The organism is Mesorhizobium sp. B1-1-7, from assembly GCF_006442705.1.
GTDB classification, from domain to species: Bacteria; Pseudomonadota; Alphaproteobacteria; order Rhizobiales; family Rhizobiaceae; genus Mesorhizobium; species Mesorhizobium opportunistum.
This window is the reverse complement of the sequence record NZ_VFWQ01000009.1, coordinates 197,109-212,998: the sequence shown is the minus strand read 5'-3', so window position 1 is coordinate 212,998 and position 15,890 is coordinate 197,109. Positions and strand designations below refer to the sequence as shown.

21 protein-coding genes and 1 other RNA gene are annotated in these 15,890 nt (G+C 62.6%); 12 read left to right on the top strand and 10 right to left on the bottom strand.

All coding sequences use genetic code 11. The features are described 5' to 3' along the window. Positions 1–48: 48 nt before the first annotated feature. The gene (locus tag FJ978_RS17395) at positions 49–1,848 is read right to left on the bottom strand and encodes an ABC transporter transmembrane domain-containing protein (RefSeq protein WP_140573070.1); all 1,800 of its coding nucleotides are present in this window, start codon (positions 1,846–1,848) and stop codon (positions 49–51) included. A gap of 206 nt (positions 1,849–2,054) precedes the next feature. On the opposite strand from FJ978_RS17395, the gene rpmE reads away from it, so the two are divergent. After that, positions 2,055–2,276 (top strand): 50S ribosomal protein L31, encoded by a 222-nt coding sequence (gene rpmE, locus FJ978_RS17390; RefSeq protein ID WP_010912060.1) that lies wholly within the window; start codon positions 2,055–2,057, stop codon positions 2,274–2,276. 317 nt (positions 2,277–2,593) lie between these two features. Here rpmE and FJ978_RS17385 read toward each other — a convergent pair whose 3' ends face one another. Continuing rightward, on the bottom strand, positions 2,594–3,235 hold the full coding sequence (locus FJ978_RS17385) for a TetR/AcrR family transcriptional regulator (RefSeq protein ID WP_140573069.1): 642 nt from the start codon (positions 3,233–3,235) through the stop codon (positions 2,594–2,596). Between the two features lie 110 nt (positions 3,236–3,345). Between FJ978_RS17385 and FJ978_RS17380 the strand changes: the two genes are divergently transcribed. Both FJ978_RS17380 and FJ978_RS33410 read left to right on the top strand, forming a co-directional pair. Beyond that, a complete protein-coding gene (locus FJ978_RS17380; RefSeq protein ID WP_140573068.1) occupies positions 3,346–3,825 on the top strand; it encodes a DUF1772 domain-containing protein in 480 nt (159 codons plus the stop codon). Between the two features lie 77 nt (positions 3,826–3,902). Beyond that, positions 3,903–4,031, top strand: coding sequence for a hypothetical protein (locus FJ978_RS33410; RefSeq protein WP_263497378.1), 129 nt, complete (start codon positions 3,903–3,905; stop codon positions 4,029–4,031). An 18-nt stretch (positions 4,032–4,049) separates the two neighbouring features. On the opposite strand, the gene FJ978_RS17370 is transcribed toward FJ978_RS33410, so the two are convergent. The 3 genes from FJ978_RS17370 to FJ978_RS17360 form a co-directional block, all read right to left on the bottom strand. After that, the gene (locus FJ978_RS17370) at positions 4,050–4,367 is read right to left on the bottom strand and encodes a SelT/SelW/SelH family protein (protein WP_140573066.1); all 318 of its coding nucleotides are present in this window, start codon (positions 4,365–4,367) and stop codon (positions 4,050–4,052) included. Continuing rightward, a complete protein-coding gene (locus FJ978_RS17365; protein ID WP_140573065.1) occupies positions 4,364–5,113 on the bottom strand; it encodes a YebC/PmpR family DNA-binding transcriptional regulator in 750 nt (249 codons plus the stop codon). The genes FJ978_RS17370 and FJ978_RS17365 overlap by 4 nt, the downstream gene beginning before the upstream one ends. A 203-nt stretch (positions 5,114–5,316) precedes the next feature. Continuing rightward, complete coding sequence (locus FJ978_RS17360) at positions 5,317–5,640, bottom strand: helix-turn-helix domain-containing protein (protein ID WP_140573064.1); 324 nt, start codon at positions 5,638–5,640, stop codon at positions 5,317–5,319. 51 nt (positions 5,641–5,691) lie between these two features. Between FJ978_RS17360 and FJ978_RS17355 the strand changes: the two genes are divergently transcribed. From FJ978_RS17355 to FJ978_RS17340, 4 genes are all read left to right on the top strand, one after another. Then, complete coding sequence (locus FJ978_RS17355) at positions 5,692–6,174, top strand: SRPBCC domain-containing protein (RefSeq protein ID WP_140573063.1); 483 nt, start codon at positions 5,692–5,694, stop codon at positions 6,172–6,174. A gap of 26 nt (positions 6,175–6,200) precedes the next feature. Beyond that, positions 6,201–6,593: a VOC family protein gene (locus tag FJ978_RS17350; protein WP_140573062.1), complete on the top strand. Its 393-nt coding sequence runs from the start codon at positions 6,201–6,203 to the stop codon at positions 6,591–6,593. Positions 6,594–6,655: 62 nt separating this feature from the next. Continuing rightward, positions 6,656–7,018, top strand: coding sequence for a hypothetical protein (locus FJ978_RS17345; protein ID WP_140573061.1), 363 nt, complete (start codon positions 6,656–6,658; stop codon positions 7,016–7,018). A 26-nt stretch (positions 7,019–7,044) separates the two neighbouring features. Further along, positions 7,045–7,512, top strand: coding sequence for an SRPBCC family protein (locus FJ978_RS17340; RefSeq protein ID WP_140573060.1), 468 nt, complete (start codon positions 7,045–7,047; stop codon positions 7,510–7,512). Positions 7,513–7,528: 16 nt separating this feature from the next. Here the strand turns inward: FJ978_RS17340 and FJ978_RS17335 are convergent, their stop codons facing one another. The 4 genes from FJ978_RS17335 to ssrS all read right to left on the bottom strand — a co-directional run bounded on the left by FJ978_RS17335 (position 7,529) and on the right by ssrS (position 10,101). Beyond that, a complete protein-coding gene (locus FJ978_RS17335) occupies positions 7,529–8,296 on the bottom strand; it encodes a TerC family protein (protein ID WP_140573059.1) in 768 nt (255 codons plus the stop codon). Positions 8,297–8,366: 70 nt separating this feature from the next. Beyond that, complete coding sequence (locus tag FJ978_RS17330; protein WP_023777632.1) at positions 8,367–9,191, bottom strand: YmdB family metallophosphoesterase; 825 nt, start codon at positions 9,189–9,191, stop codon at positions 8,367–8,369. Positions 9,192–9,262: 71 nt separating this feature from the next. Beyond that, the gene (locus FJ978_RS17325; RefSeq protein WP_013892498.1) at positions 9,263–9,850 is read right to left on the bottom strand and encodes a 5-formyltetrahydrofolate cyclo-ligase; all 588 of its coding nucleotides are present in this window, start codon (positions 9,848–9,850) and stop codon (positions 9,263–9,265) included. Positions 9,851–9,945: 95 nt separating this feature from the next. Continuing rightward, a non-coding RNA gene (gene ssrS / locus FJ978_RS17320) (6S RNA) lies at positions 9,946–10,101 on the bottom strand. A 144-nt stretch (positions 10,102–10,245) separates the two neighbouring features. On the opposite strand from ssrS, the gene FJ978_RS17315 reads away from it, so the two are divergent. Then, positions 10,246–11,085: a MoxR family ATPase gene (locus tag FJ978_RS17315; protein ID WP_140573058.1), complete on the top strand. Its 840-nt coding sequence runs from the start codon at positions 10,246–10,248 to the stop codon at positions 11,083–11,085. Positions 11,086–11,100: 15 nt separating this feature from the next. On the opposite strand, the gene FJ978_RS17310 is transcribed toward FJ978_RS17315, so the two are convergent. Further along, positions 11,101–12,666 carry an MFS transporter gene (locus FJ978_RS17310; protein ID WP_140573057.1) on the bottom strand — a complete coding sequence of 522 codons (1,566 nt, stop codon included), beginning with the start codon at positions 12,664–12,666 and terminating at the stop codon, positions 11,101–11,103. Positions 12,667–12,802: 136 nt separating this feature from the next. Here FJ978_RS17310 and FJ978_RS17305 point away from each other — a divergent pair, with 136 nt between their 5' ends. The 4 genes from FJ978_RS17305 to msrB all read left to right on the top strand — a co-directional run bounded on the left by FJ978_RS17305 (position 12,803) and on the right by msrB (position 15,875). Then, positions 12,803–13,666, top strand: coding sequence for a LysR family transcriptional regulator (locus tag FJ978_RS17305; protein ID WP_140573056.1), 864 nt, complete (start codon positions 12,803–12,805; stop codon positions 13,664–13,666). 65 nt (positions 13,667–13,731) lie between these two features. After that, a complete protein-coding gene (locus tag FJ978_RS17300; protein ID WP_013892494.1) occupies positions 13,732–14,178 on the top strand; it encodes a GNAT family N-acetyltransferase in 447 nt (148 codons plus the stop codon). Positions 14,179–14,184: 6 nt separating this feature from the next. Then, positions 14,185–15,375, top strand: a complete 1,191-nt coding sequence (locus tag FJ978_RS17295; protein WP_140573055.1) for a VWA domain-containing protein — start codon at positions 14,185–14,187, stop codon at positions 15,373–15,375. Positions 15,376–15,470: 95 nt separating this feature from the next. Next, a complete protein-coding gene (gene msrB / locus FJ978_RS17290) occupies positions 15,471–15,875 on the top strand; it encodes a peptide-methionine (R)-S-oxide reductase MsrB (protein ID WP_013892492.1) in 405 nt (134 codons plus the stop codon). Positions 15,876–15,890: the final 15 nt, after the last annotated feature.

The following is a 15,890-nucleotide window of genomic DNA, read 5'->3' as shown; positions in this document are numbered from 1 at the left end:
TCCGGTTTTCGGCGACCGGCGGCAACAGCCCGCCGGATCGGAAAACGCCTACTCCGCCGCGCCCCGGAAAGCGCTGGCGCCGGTCTCGAACTGCAGCTTGGCCAACCGTGCATAGATGCCGCCCTTGGTGACGAGACTATGGTGCGTGCCTTCCTCGACGATCGAGCCGCCATCCATGACCAGTATCCTGTCGGCCTTCAGCACGGTCGCCAGCCGGTGGGCGATGACGATGGTGGTGCGGCCCTGCATCAGCCGTTCGAGCGCCGTCTGCACCAGCGTCTCGCTTTCGGCGTCGAGCGCCGACGTGGCTTCGTCGAGCAGCAGGATCGGCGCGTCGCGCAGGATAGCGCGGGCGATCGCCACCCGCTGACGCTGGCCGCCGGACAGCGTCACGCCGCGCTCGCCGACCTGGCTGTCATAGCCTTTGTCGAGCTTGAGGATGAATTCGTCGGCCAGCGCGTCCTTCGCCGCCGCCTCGATCTCGGCTTTGCCGGCGCCCGGCCGGCCAAAGCCGATATTGTCGCGCGCGGTGGCCGCGAAGATGGTGACGTCCTGCGGCACGATCGCGATGCGTCCGCGCACCGAGGCGGGATCGGCCTCGCGCACGTCGACGCCGTCGATCAGCACCTTGCCGGTTTCGGGATCGTAGAAGCGCAAGATCAGCGAGAAAACCGTGCTTTTGCCTGCACCCGAAGGACCAACGATGGCCACCGTCTCGCCGGGCATGACCTGAAAGCTCAGCCCGTGGACAGCAGCGCGGTCGGGTCTGGCCGGATAGGAGAAAGAAACATCGTCGAAGACGATCGCCCCCCTGGCGACCGCCGGCAGCGGCTTCGGATCGGCCGGCGCCTGGATCGCCGGCTTCTCGGCCAGGATCTCGGTTAGCCGTTCTGCCGCACCCGCGGCTTGCGCAAGTTCGCCCCAGACTTCCGACAGCGCGCCGAGCGCACCGGCGGCGAACACCGAATAGAGCAGGAACTGGCCGAGGGTGCCCGGCGATATCGTGCCTTCCAGCACGTCGCGCGAGCCGAACCACAGCACCGCGACGACGGAAGAGAAGATGGTGAAGATGGCGAAGAAGGTGAGGAAGGAGCGCGCGAAGATCGAGGCACGGGCCGCCTCGAAAGCAGCCTCCACGGCGCTGGAGAAATGGCCGGTGACCAGCTTCTCATTGGTGAAGGCCTGCAATGTGCGCACCGCGCCGATCTGCTCGCTGGCATAGGCGGTCGCCTCGGCCAGCGTGTCCTGCGCCTGCCTTGACTTGCGCCGCACCGACCGCCCGAAGGCGACCAGCGGCAGCACGATGACGGGAATGGCCGCAATGACAAGGCCCGACAGCTTCGGGCTGGTGACGACCATCATCCCCACCGCGCCCAGGCCAAGGATGACGTTGCGCAGCGCGACCGAGGCGGTGGCGCCGACCGCCGACTTGACCTGCGTGGTGTCGGCGGCGAGCCGCGACACGATCTCGCCCGACTGGGCGGTGTCGAAGAAGGCAGGCGACAGCGTCGTCACATGGGCAAAGACATCGCGCCTGATATCGGCGACGACGCGCTCGCCCAGCGTGATGACGAAATAGTAGCGGCCGGCCGATGCGGCCGCCAGCACGGCGGCCATTGCCACCAATGCAGCGAAATATTCGGCGATGAAGATGGTGTTGGCTGAGGAGAAACCATGGTCGATCATGCGCCGCACGGCCAGCGGCAGCGCCAATGTCGTTGCCGCCGCGATGGTCAGCGAGATGAGGGCGCCGACAACCAGCGTGCGGTAATGCGTTATATAGGGGAACAGGCGACTGAGCGGCTTGAGCGAGCGTCGACGCTCGTCTGCGCTGCTGGGTTGCGCCATCTCGGTGTTTCCTCTAGCCGCCTCGGTGTGTGCGCCTCAATATGCGCTCGCCGCGGCCTTGTGATTCAATTCCGGCTGATGTATAGGCACGCCGACCGTTTTAGAAGCCGTGGCTCCTCAATAGCTGCGGCTTCGAGTTTTAAAAAGGGGCGCATCGACGCAGGCCATTGGCCCGTGAGCCGCGCCGACAAGCCAGGAACCGACCCATGAAGAGCGCTATTCATCCCGACTACCACACCATCAAGGTCGTCATGACCGACGGCACCGAGTACACGACCCGTTCGACCTGGGGCAAGGAAGGCGATACGATGAACCTCGATATCGACCCGACCACCCATCCGGCCTGGACCGGCGGCCAGCAGACCCTGCTCGACCGCGGCGGCCGCCTGTCGAAGTTCAAGAAGCGTTTTGAGGGTTTCGGCCTCTAAGGCTGGATAAGATTTGCAGATCAGAGACCCGCCCTTGTGGCGGGTTTTTTGTTGACCAGAATTCCCTTCTCCCCGTCACTATACGGGGAGAAGGTGCCGGCAGGCGGATGAGGGGCGGCGCCGACGTCGACAATTGGTTGATAAGAGAAATTTCGACGACAGTGCATTTTCGCAATAAGGCGGCCGTCAAATATCACAGGCCGCGCCGCCCCTCACCTGCCTGCCGGCATCCTCTCCCCGTATAGTGACGGGGAGAGGGGCGCTGTTGCAGGCGGTTTCGCTACCTGTCACGCTGTAGCAAAGCGCGAAGGTCGTCTCTACCCGTCCAGCAATTCCCTCAGCGCCATGCGCTTGTAGGCATCCACCAGTCTGTCGCCCTCCTGCCGCTCGACCGAGATCGCCAGCCGCATCGCGGCTTCGCCCATCTGCCAGACAAGAAACGCCGTGGTCTCCAGCGTCTCTGGATCGGCGCCGGGACGCAATCGCTTCAGCACCGCCACAAGGAATTCAGCGTTGGCTCGGCTGTCGGCGAGTTCCAGCTGGCGCAGCGCCTTGTCGGCCTGCGTGCCCGACCAGATGTCGCGCATCACCGGCTCGGCCAGGAACAGCCGGTAATAAATATCGACCAACTCGGAGAAAGCCCGCTGCAGGCCTTCTGCATCACTGACATCCTTGAGCGCAGCTGAAATGCAGGCCTGGCTCTCGGCGGTGTAGCGCTCGGCCAGCGCCCAGATGATCGCCCGCTTGTCCGGAAAGAACTGGTAGAGCGAGCCGATCGACACGCCTGCCCGTTCCGCCACCTCGCCCATGCGCATGGCATCGCTGCCTTGTTCGGCGATCAGCGCCGAGGCGGCGGCCAGCATGCGCTCGACCCGCTCGCGGCTGCGCTGCTGGCTTGGCGCACGCCGTGGCGACGCAAGCTGTTCCTGCGGCGAAACAGGCGCTGCGGTATCCTCCATGATGGCTCCGATTTCAACAAAATGGCCAGGCAATGGCTTGACTCGAAAAATACGAGGGTTTATCACGTTTTGCAAATGTGAGGATTATTCATATTTTTGGAGCAACCGACATGATCGCGAAATCTCTCCCCACCTTGATCTTCTTCGCCGCAATCGGCTCGGGCGTCGTCGGCGGCGTCTTCTTCGCCTTTTCCAACTTCGTCATGCCGGCGCTTGCTCGCCTGCCGGCGGCGGACGGCATCGCCGCGATGAACTCGATCAACGTCACCGTCATCACCCCGGCTTTCATGACCGCGCTTTTCGGCACCGGACTGATCTGCCTTGTGCTTATCGCCGGCGCCATCATCGGCTGGAGTCAGCCGGGCTCGTTCTGGCTTCTCGCTGGCGCGCTGATCTATCTCGTCGGCAACCCGATCGTGACCATGGTCTTCAACGTGCCGCTCAACGATGCATTGGCGGCCGTCAACCCGGCCAGCAGCGAAGGCGCGACGCTGTGGTCCCGCTACCTTGATGAATGGGTGATGTGGAACCATGTCCGCGCCGTCACGGCAATAGCCGCAATGGCATCCTTCTGGTTCGCCGCGCGTTGACGGCAGGAGTTACTTCCGCGCCTGAAAAGTTCAGGACGATCGTCGGGAGACGCATTTTGAAGGACCAATATTCGAATATGGCCTTCGGCATGGCAATCGGAGTTGGTGTCGGCGCCGCGATCGGCACCGCCCTGGACGACCTTCCGGTAGGCATTGCCATGGGCATCGCGATTGGCGCCGCCTTCGGTGCATGGCGAGGAAAGTGACGACAGCGTCGGCGACCCCTACGCTTTTGTCTTCCGATCGGCATGACCGAGGTCGCGATCCGGGTCGACGACGTCGCGCACCAGCTGCTTCAGCTTGGCCGCATCCGGAAAGCCGCCGTCGCGCTTGCGGTCCCAGACCAGCACCTCGTTGCAGGAGATGGTGAAGATGCCGCCGGTGCCAGGCACCAGCGTCACTTCGCCGAGATCCGTGCCGAAGGTGGAGAGCAGCTCCTGCGCCATCCAGCCGGCACGCAGCAGCCACTGGCACTGCGTGCAATAGGTGATGCGGATGCCGGGTAGCCGCTTTTCGTCCACACTAGGTTGAGCTGCGCTCATGCCGCGCTGAGCTTGGCCAGCGTCGCCTCATCGACTTCGAAGTTGGCGTAGACGCTCTGCACGTCGTCGTCATCCTCGAGCGTGGCGACCAGCTTCATCAGCGACTGTGCGCGCTCCTCGTCGACCGGAACGGTGTTCTGCGGCTTCCAGATCAGCTTGACCGATTCCGCTTCGCCGAGCGAGGCTTCCAGTGCCTTCGACACCTCGCCGAGGCTCTCGAAGGCACAATAGATCGTATGGCCTTCCTCGTCCGACTCCACATCGTCGGCGCCGGCTTCGATCGCCGCGTCCACGACCTTGTCGGCGCTGCCGGCCGAGGCCGGATAGTAGATCTCGCCGGCACGATCCCACATGAACGACACCGAGCCGGTTTCGCCCATTGCCCCGCCGGCCTTTGTGAAGGCGGCGCGCACGTTCGAGGCCGAGCGGTTGCGGTTGTCGGTCAGGGCCTCGACGATGACGGCGACGCCACCGGGACCATAGCCCTCATAGCGTACCGCTTCGTAGTTTTCGGCATCGCCCATCGAGGCCTTGTTGATGGCGCGCTGGATGTTGTCCTTCGGCATCGACACCGCCTTGGCGTTCTGGATCGCCAGGCGCAGGCGCGGGTTCATCGAAGGATCGGGCGTTCCGCTCTTGGCGGCAACGGTGATTTCGCGCGCCAGCTTGGAAAACATTTTCGACCGCACCGCGTCCTGACGGCCCTTGCGGTGCATGATGTTCTTGAACTGTGAATGGCCAGCCATGGCACCCCTGTCGTGTTCGGCTAGAGCATGCTGCGACGAGGTGGCTCACCTCGCTTTTGCAAAATGCTCGAATTCAAAATTTCAGAGCGTCCCGGGTGCAACTCGCGGAAGCACGGCGTTCTCTGTCGGAATGGCCGGCTTATAGATAAATCGGCTCAATTCGTCCAGCCGCGCCGCGTTCGCAGCGGGAGAGACAGCGCGGCTCACGCCTCGAGATCGGATTTCAGCCGGTCGATGATGCTGAGCGCATGGCCGGCATACTGGCTGATCCAGCGATCGTGGATCTGCTTGATCGGCAGCGCGTTGAGATGGTTCCAGCGCTCGCGTCCCTCGCGGCGCGCCACGATCAGCTCGGCCTCCTCCAGCACCTTGAGATGCAGCATGACGGTGCAGCGGTCGATGTCGGGAAAGGCATCGCACAGCATCCCCGTGGTCTTCGGCTCGTCCTTCAGCTGGTCCAGCATTTCGCGCCGGCGAGGATGCGCCAGCGCCTTGAAAACATTGTCGTCTTGCGATCGGCTTGACATGTTATATTTCTATAACATATTCTTGGGTCAATCAAGGAAGGAGCTGTGGATATGTCTCTTGGATTCAAGGTTTCCGGACGCATCGGCAAGCCGGTCGCCGAAGTCTTCGACGCCGTCGTCAATCCGAAGAAGCTGAGCGGCTATTTCACCACCATCGGCGGCGCCAGCGCGCCGCTTGAAGCCGGCGCGGGCGTCGTCTGGTGGGGCAAGGTGCCGGTCGAGGTCGACGAAGTGGTCAGGGACAGCCGCATCGTGCTGCGCTGGGACGCCACCGACGCCGACGGCAAGCCCGCCTACAAGACCCGTATCGAGATGAATTTCGAGCCGCTGGACGATGGCGGCACCTTCGTCACCATCGCCGAGAGCGGCTGGCGGGAGGGCGCGGTCGGGCTGAAGAAATCCTACCTCAACTGCGAGGGCTGGTCGCAGATGCTGGCCTGCATGAAGGCCTATGTCGAATACGGCATCAATTTGCGCGACGGCTATTACCGCAGCGAGATGAGGGGCGAACCCGCCAACGAGACCAACATTTGAGACAATGAGGCAGAGGGAGACTCGCGATGACGAAAGTAACGCCATTCCTGATGTTCGAGGGCAAGGCCGAAGAGGCCATGACCCTCTATTGCGAGACCATTCCCGACAGCAAGGTCCTTGACGTCACGCGCTACGGCGCCGGCGAGGATGGCCCGGAAGGCGTGGTCAAGCTGGCGCGCGTATTCATCGCCGGCCTGGAGGTCATGGCCTTCAACAGCCCGGTGCATCACGCCTTCACCTTCACACCCTCGGTCTCGCTCTACGTGGACTGTTCCTCCGAAGAGGAGCTGAACCGCATTGTCGAGACCCTGGCAAAGGACGGCGCGTTCCTGATGCCGCCTGACAACTATGGCTTCAGCCGCCGCTTCGCCTGGCTGAGCGACAGGTTCGGCGTCTCCTGGCAGGTCAATTTGGCCTAGTGAGACGCGTGGCGACCGAGACCGCCAACGACGACACCGAACGCAGCGCAGTGGAGCCAGCAATGACCGCGAACATTACCGGAGGCATCAACATCGCCATGAAGGTGCCGCCGCATCAGTATGAGGCAACAATCGCCTTCTATCGCGACATCGTTGGCCTGAAGCCGTTCACCGCCAAGGCGCCCGCGATCGGCTTCGAACTCGGCCCCAACCGCCTGTGGATCGATGAAGCGCCGATGTTGAGCCAGGCGGAGGTGTGGCTGGAACTGTTCACCGACGATTTTTCCAAAGCCGCCGCACACTTCGCCGAGGCCGGCGTCGTGCGTTGCGACGCTGTCGAACCCCTGGGCGAAGGCTTTCGGGGCGGTTGGATCACCAACCCGGCCAGCATCGTTCACATGGTGCGCGAACCCGACGCCTGGTGAGCGCCAAGGCCGAAAGGAGACTGTTCATGGAAATTCGCGAAACACCAACCGCCGAGGCAGGCATGCTGATCCGGCGGCCCGTCGACGAGGTGTTCGAGGCCATCGTCGATCCGGCCATCACCGCCAAATTCTGGTTCACTGACGGCAGCAGCCGGCTGGACAGCGGCAATGAGGTTCGCTGGGAATGGCGCATGTATGGCGTCTCGACAACGGTCAATGTCAGCGAGATCGTCAAGAACGAGAAGATCGTCATGCAATGGAGCGATCCGCCGACCACGGTGGTCTGGACCTTCACCGAAGTGCCTGATGATGCGACCTTTCTCGAGGTCCGCAATTTCGGCTTTGCCGGCAATGGCGACGAGCAAGTGAAGGAAGCCGTCGGCTCGACCGGCGGCTTCACGCTCGTCCTGGCCGGCGCCAAGGCCTGGCTGGAGCAAGGCCTGACATTGGGCCTGATCGGCGACCGTCACCCAAAGGGCGTGCCAGGGCATTAGGCTCGCCCGGCAAGCCTCACTGCCGTTCGCCCGATTTCGCCTTCTTGCGGCGCCGCGCCAGCATGTTGAGCCCCTCGACCAGCGCTGAAAAACCCATCGCCGCATAGATGTAGCCCTTGGGCACGTGATAGCCCATGCCGTCGGCGATCAGCGTCATGCCGATCATCAACAGGAAGCCCAGTGCCAGCATGACGATGCTCGGGTTCTTGGCGATGAAATCCGCCAGCGGCCCGGCCGCAAGCATCATGACGCTGACGGCGACGATCACCGCGATGTACATGATGGCGATCTCGTCGGTCATGCCGACGGCGGTGATGATCGAATCGATCGAGAAGACGAGGTCGAGCAGCAGGATCTGGAAGATCGCGCCGGCAAGACTGATCTGCAGCGTCTCGCCCACCATCGAGTCCTTGTGGTCGTCGGGATCGACCGTGTGGTGGATTTCCTTGGTCGCCTTCCACACCAGGAACAGGCCGCCGGCGATCAGGATCAGGTCGCGCCAGGAAAAGCCGTGGCCAAACGCCGTGAACACCGGCGTCGTCAGCTGGACGATGATCGAGATGGTGGCGAGCAGCACCAGCCGCATGATCAGCGCCGCCGAGATGCCGAGCCGGCGGGCGCGGGCGCGTTGGGCTTCCGGCAGCTTATTGGTCAGGATCGAGATAAAGATCAGATTGTCGATGCCGAGCACGATCTCGAGCACAACCAGCGTCAACAACGCGACCCAGGCAGTTGGATCGGAAACAAATTGAAAATGCGGCGCAAGGAATTCGATAAGCTGCATGGAGGTCGTCCCCTCTACGATCTAGAGCAGTGTCGCCGGCAGTTAGGTATTGCGACCCCCTATATCAATGTCACGTCCAGAAGGACGGAGCCGTTTCTTCCAGGCGCGGCCCGCGACGAAACGGCGCGATCTTCTCCGTCAGTCCCGTCCGGTCGGAAATGGTGACGCCGACGCCGCACAATGTCGCCGGTCCGTTCGCCGCCTCGAACCGCCCTTTCGGCACTTTCGACAGGAATCGGTTGAGCGGCTCCTCCTTGTCCATGCCGAGCGAGGAATCATAGTCGCCGCACATGCCCGCGTCGGACAAATAACCGGTACCGCCGTTGAGGATCTGGTGGTCGGCGGTCGGCTGGTGGGTGTGGGTACCGACGACGAGGCTGGCGCGGCCATCGACGAAATGCGCGAAGCACATCTTTTCCGACGTCGCCTCGGCGTGGAAGTCGATCACCACGGCATCCGCCTGCTCGCCGAGCGGGCAGGCGGCCAGCTCGCGTTCACCGGCCTGGAACGGATCGTCGAGCTCGGGATGCATGAACACGCGACCCATGATGTTGGCGACCAGCACGCGCGCGCCGCTCCTGGCGATGTAGACGCCGGAGCCGCGCCCGGGGGTGCCCTTGGGGAAGTTGGATGGCCGCAGGAAGCGTTCCTCACGTGGCGCGAAGGCCAGCGCATCGCGTTGGTCCCAGACATGGTTGCCGGTGGTGACGACATCGGCGCCGGCGGCGATGGTCTCGCGGAAGATCTCCTCGGTGATGCCGAAGCCGCCGGCGGCATTCTCGCCATTGACGATGACGAAATCGAGTTTGAAGTCCGAGATCAGGCCGGGCAGTTGTTCCCAAACCGCCGTGCGTCCGGTCTTGCCTACCATGTCACCGAGGAAGAGAAGTCTCATATGATCCCGCACCGAAAGTCAGCGAAGCAAAAAGCTGCATGACGCCAGCGAAAGATCATGCGTCCATTTATCTACAATTTTGGCGCGAAGCGGCGCAACCCGGTTTCGGTGAGTATTTCCGGGATGATGATGTCGTGGGGTTCGTCCGGAACCTGCGGAACTTCCTGGCAGTCGAAGGCGATACCTATCAGCCGGGGCGCATGGCCCTTGTCGACCAGTCTGGCTATGGCGCGATCGTAATAGCCGGCGCCATAGCCGATGCGATGGCCGCGCGCGTCGAAAGCGGCGAGCGGCACCAGCATCACCGAGGGGTCGAGCACCTCGGCCTCGTGGTGCGGGCCGACCGTGCCAAAACCCATCTCGACCATCGGCGCGCCGCGCACCAGTTCGCGAAAGACGATGGTGGTCTTGTCGAGAATGGCAGGCAGGCAAAGCCTTGCTCCTTTTTCGCGCAAGGCGAACATCAGCGGCCGCACGTCGACCTCCGAGCGCATCGGCCAGAAGCCCGACACGATCTGGCCGGGTTCGATGGCGAGCTGGTCGCGCGCCGTCTCGGCCATTTCGAGCGCTGCCTCCACACGCCAGAATTCATCAAGCGCATCGCGGCGGCCGAGAGCCTCGAGCCGAAGCTGTTTCTTCAGATCTTTGAGAGATGTCATGCCGCGACGATAGAAAAGGTCAAATCTGGAGGGCGTTTTAGGAGCGACGTTTTCTACCGCATCATCAAACGGAATGCGCGGAGATGGGCAAGAAGTGACGATCCACACAACCGGTGGAGAGAGCGATCCCGGGAACCTACAAAGTAGGTGGGCGCCGTGTGAGAAAACCCACGGGTCTTCCCAGGGACAGCTCCCTAAGGATCGTTAAGGCCCCGGGGAAAATGTTCTCCTGCCGGGAAGCGCAGACCGTCCCGCCTAATATAGGCCGCCGGTCGGCTAAGCGCCAGAGAATTGGCGTTCTTTCCCCGCGGGTCTCGCACAGTCGTCACGGACACCCACCTTGCGCGGGCCGAGCCGCCTCCTTACGGTCGCCCGGAATGAACCAAGGAGCAGAAATGCGTTTCGAAGGCACGGAGGACTATGTCGCCGACAAGGATCTGATGGTGGCGGTCAACGCGGCGATCGCGCTGGAGCGGCCCTTGCTGGTCAAGGGCGAGCCCGGCACCGGCAAGACCGAACTCGCCCGCCAGGTGGCGGCGGCGCTCGGCCTCGACCTCATCGAATGGCACGTCAAATCGACGACGCGAGCCCAGCAAGGTCTTTACGAGTATGACGCCGTGTCGCGGCTGCGCGACAGCCAGCTCGGCGACACCAGGTTCAACGACATCAAGAACTACATCAAGCGCGGCAAGCTTTGGCAAGCCTTCGCCGCCGGCAAGAAGGTCGTGCTCCTGATCGACGAGATCGACAAGGCCGACATCGAGTTTCCCAACGACCTCCTGCAGGAGCTCGATCGGATGGAGTTCTTCGTCTACGAGACTGGCGAGACCATCCGCGCCGCCGTCCGTCCCATCGTCATCATCACCTCCAACAACGAGAAGGAGCTGCCGGACGCCTTCCTGCGCCGCTGCTTCTTCCACTACATCCGCTTTCCCGACGTCGAGACGCTGCACAGGATTGTCGACGTCCACTATCCCGGCATCAAGCACAATCTGGTGCGCGCGGCGCTCACCCAGTTCTACGAGATCCGCGACGTGCCGGGGCTAAAGAAGAAGCCGTCGACCTCCGAGGCGCTCGACTGGATCCGCCTGCTGGTCGCCGACGATATCGCGCCTGAGGATTTGCGCGCCGACCCGAAGAACGCGCTGCCCAAGCTGCACGGCGCATTGCTGAAGAACGAACAGGATGTCCATCTGTTCGAGCGGCTTGCCTTCATGGCGCGCAGGCAAGGGTGAAAAGCCAGGCATTGGCTACGATCGAGCTTCGCTTGCGCCCTGAGAACGACGACGGTCCCTTGCCTCTTGCTGCGCGTTTCTGGGGCCGAAGACGACGAAGCTGATGACGGCAAGGGCAAGAACGCCGATCCCGCTATAGAGCATGACCCACCCAAAACCATTGACCAACGCGGCATGCGCAAGCGCGCCGGACGGGTCGAGGGTCGCCAGCCTCGGCGAATATTGCGAGAGGCCGTCGAGATTTCCGGTGGCGATCCTTTCCGCCAACGCGCGCAATTCGTCCGGGTCAAGGGCCGTGCCCAATGCGGTTTTGAGATAGGAAGCAATTCCCTGCGTCAACAGCAGGCCCAGCACCGCGATGTTGATGGCGAGCGTGATCAGCCGCGCGCTGATATCGATGCCCGAAGCCATGCCGGCGCGATCCGGCGACACCGAACCCGTCGTGGTGTTGGTGGTCGGTGAGTTGGTGAGGCCGATACCGATACCGGCGATCAGCGTACCGGGCAGCATCGTCAGCCAGTTGGCTCCCTCAAGGCTCGACCCTATCCTCATGGCGATAAAGCCGACGCCCAATGTCAGCAACCCGAGCGGGATCGCCACCCGCGCCTGATAGTGGGCGCGCAGGCGCTCGGCGGTCGAGGACATCAGCATCAAGGGAAGCGTGTAGACGAGCAGCAGCAGGCCGGTCGTGGTGCTGTCATAGCCGAGCACGCCCGAAAAATAGATCGGCAGATAGATGATGAACGGCCAATAGCTGAAATTCATGCCGATGCCGCCCATGATCGCTCCCGAAAATTGGCGGATCCGGAATACCGAGAAATCGAACATCGGGTAGGGGCTGATCTTCTCGGCAACGAGGAACGCGGCGAAGGCCAGCACGGCAGCACTTGCCACGCCGATGCGGGCGGCAGAGCCGAGATCGGTCCCTTGCGTGATCAGATAGGAGAAGCCGAACACCGCGAACGAGAGCGTCAGGATACCGGCACGGTCAAGCTTCTGGGCGTTGCGATCGCGCGATTCGGTGACACCGGCACCGATGAAGACCAGGGCAAGGATGGCAAGCGGCACATGGATGAGGAACACCCACTGCCAGCTCGAGAACGCGACGATCAATCCACCGATGGCGGGACCAAAGCCAAGCCCGATGCCCGAGACCACGCTCCAGGCCACAAAAGCCTTGCCGCGTTCGCTGCCGTCCTGAAACTGGTGGGACAAGACGGCCACGCTGCAGGTGAACATCGCCCCTCCCGCCAAGCCTTGCAGGAAGCGTGCAACGATGAGGAGCGGAGCGCTCGCTGCCAGACCGCACAGCAATGAGGCTATGCCGAAGGCGATGGTGGCGATCACCATCACCCGTTTGCGGCCGAAGCGGTCGGCCAGCGTTCCTGTCGCCATCAGCACCGTGGTGCAGGCAATGGTGTAGGCGTTCATGATCCATTGCAGATCCTTGAAGTCGGCGGCGAGCACGCTTTCCAGTTTCGGAAGGATCACCGGGACGCTGGAGATTTCGAGGCCGAACAGCAGCGAGGCAAGGCAAGCCCCGGCAAGCGCAACGGTGTTTCGGTCGATTTGAAATGTCATATCGATCACTTTCAGTCGGAACATTCTGGAACCGGGCTGGCTCTTCGAACCGCGGTCGAGATGACATAGACGAGGCTTGACCATGAAAAAAGACTATGCATTTCTATTTCAGAGATAACAAAATGGAATGCCGGAGATGACCAGTCTCGATGTCGATGCCGTGCGCACTTTCGTCATGGTGGCCGATCTGCAGAGCTTCACCCGGGCGGCTGCAGCACTTGGCAGCACCCAGGCGACGATCAGCGTCAAGCTGCGGCGGCTCGAGGAAAAGCTCGGCGCACGTTTGATCGAACGAACTCCGCGCCGCGTGGCCCTGTCGGAAAGGGGGGCTGTCTTCCTGCCCGTGGCCCGCGAATTCCTTGCCGCCCATGAACGCGCCGTCGCGGAGTTTTCCGCTGCGCCATGTCGGCTTGCGCTCGGCTTCGTCGATCATGTCGCGGGGCCTGAGCTTTCCACGCTGATCGCCCAGCTTCATGCCCACGATCCGTCGCTCGCGCTCAACATACGGATCGACACCAGCTCCATGCTGGAAGAAGCTTTCGATCGCGGCGAACTCGATGCGGTGATTGTGCACCAGGAAGATGACAGTCGACGCGGTGAAGCTTTGTCGCGCACCCACTATGGCTGGTTCGCGGCCCCCGCCTTCGAATGGCGACCAGGCACGCCCCTGCGCCTGGCTCTTTTGAGCACCAGATGCAATTGCCCGGACCGCATGAGAGCGGTCGAGGCGCTGGACCGGGCAGGCATCGCCTGGAATGAGGCCTTCGTCGGCGGTGGCGGCGCGGCCGTCAACATCGCAGTGTCGGCCGGCTTTGCGCTTTCCGCCCTCGCTTACCGGGTTGTGCCTCCGGGCCTGATCGAGGTGGGCCGCAAACTCCGCCTGCCACCAATTCCTCCGTCGGATATCATTTTGCAGTCGCACGCTCTGTCGCCGCGGGCGCGAGAGGCGCTGCACATGCTCGCGACCGCTTTTCGCGAATATAATTCGCCTGCCGAATAGGCAGAGGTGTTCCTGATCCCGATTCTGTTGGTATGGATCGGGTTCCAGATTTCAGAGGGAACGAAATGACCGAGATTGTAGTGCGCCCGCTTGCCCAATCCGACCATGCCGACTGGCGCCGCCTGTGGACCGACTACCTGACCTTCTACGAGACCAAGCTGCCGGAAGAGGTCTACGCCGTCACCTGGAAGCGGCTGTTCACTCCGGGTGAGTTCGAGCCGAAAGGCTTCATCGCCACACTGGACGGCAAAGCGGTCGGTCTCACGCACTACCTGTACCACCGCTCCGGCTGGTCGGAGAAAAACAACTGCTATCTGCAGGATTTGTTCGCCGACCCGGACGTCCGCGGCAAGGGCATCGGTGCCGCACTGATCGAGGCGGTCAAGCAGGAAGCCGGCAAGATCGGCGTCAAGAATGTCTACTGGATGACGCACGAGACCAACACCACCGCGCGCAAGCTTTACGACCACGTCGCCCGCCGCACGGGCTTCATCGAGTATGATTTGCTATAACCGGCCATGTTCATCCCTTTCTTCCTCGAACTGAAGGCCGCGCGCGTTCCCGTCTCGCTCAGGGAATATCTGTCGCTGCTGGAGGGTCTGGAAGCCGGGTTGGTCGACTACGACGTCGAAGGTTTTTATTACCTCGCCCGCGCCGCCCTGGTGAAGGACGAGCGCCATATCGACCGCTTCGACCAGGTGTTCGCGCATGTCTTCAAGGGCATCGAGGCGCTGGGCGGACCGGACGCGCTGGATGTCGCCAATATTCCCGAGGAATGGCTGCGCCGGCTTGCCGAAAAGCACCTGACCGAGGAAGAGAAAAAACTGGTCGAGGCGCTCGGCGGTTTCGACAGGCTGATGGAGACCTTGAAGCAGCGGCTCGAGGAACAGAAGGGCCGCCACCAGGGCGGCTCGAAATGGATCGGCACTGGCGGCACCTCGCCCTTCGGCGCTTATGGCTACAATCCCGAAGGCGTGCGCATCGGCCAGCATGAAAGCCGCAACCGCCGCGCGGTGAAGGTATGGGACAAGCGCGAATTCCGGAATTTCGACGATGCCGTCGAACTCGGCACCCGCAACATCAAGATCGCGCTGAAGCGGCTGCGCCGCTGGGTGCGCGAAGGCGCCGAGGAGGAATTCGACCTGCCCGGCACCATCCATGCCACCGCCGAGCACGGCTATCTCGACGTCCAGACCCGGCCCGAGCGGCGTAACGCCGTGAAGCTTTTGATGTTCTTCGATGTCGGCGGCTCGATGGACGATCACATCAAAAGCGTCGAGGAGCTGTTTTCGGCCGCCCGCGCCGAATTTCGCCAGCTCGAATATTTCTATTTCCACAACTGCCTCTATGAGGGCGTGTGGAAGGACAACCGGCGCCGCCATGCCGAAACGGTCCCGACCTTCGACCTCATTCACAAATACGGGCCGGACTACAAGGTGATCGTCGTCGGCGACGCCTCGATGAGCCCTTACGAGATCGCCCATCCCGGCGGCTCGGTCGAGCACTGGAACCCGGAAGCCGGCGCCGTCTGGCTCGGCCGTCTGCTGCGGCAGTGGCCGAACGCGGTATGGCTCAATCCGGAGAGCGAAAAGAACTGGGGCTTTACGCATTCGATCGCGATGATCCGCGACATCTTCGGCGGCCGCATGTTTCCGCTGACGCTGGCCGGGCTCGAAGGCGCCACGAAACAGCTTTCAAGGAAGCATTGAGTGCGCCAGAACTGGCCATGCCGGTAACAAACGCCTATCTTCGGGCGAATATGAGGTTGCAACCAATAACGAGCCGCCAAGGCTGAGGAGATCACATGGACACCCACACCTATCCCGTCACCCGCACCGACGCCGAATGGCGCGCCCGGCTGACGCCGGAGCAATATGCGGTCATGCGCGGCCACGGCACCGAGCGTCCGGGAAGCTGCGCCTTGCTCTACGAGAAGCGCGCCGGCACATTTTCCTGCGTCGGCTGCGACCAGCCGCTGTTCGAATCCAAGCTGAAGTTCGAGAGCGGCACCGGCTGGCCGAGCTTCAACGATCCGGTGCCAGGTTCGGTCGAGAACACAATCGACCGCAGCTACGGCATGGTCCGCACCGAATGCCACTGCGCCCGCTGCGGCAGCCATCTCGGCCACGTCTTCGAGGATGGCCCGCCACCGACCGGCCTGCGCTACTGCATCAACGGTGTGGCCTTGAAATTCGAACCGGCCGCCTGAGCGGCAGCCTATAGC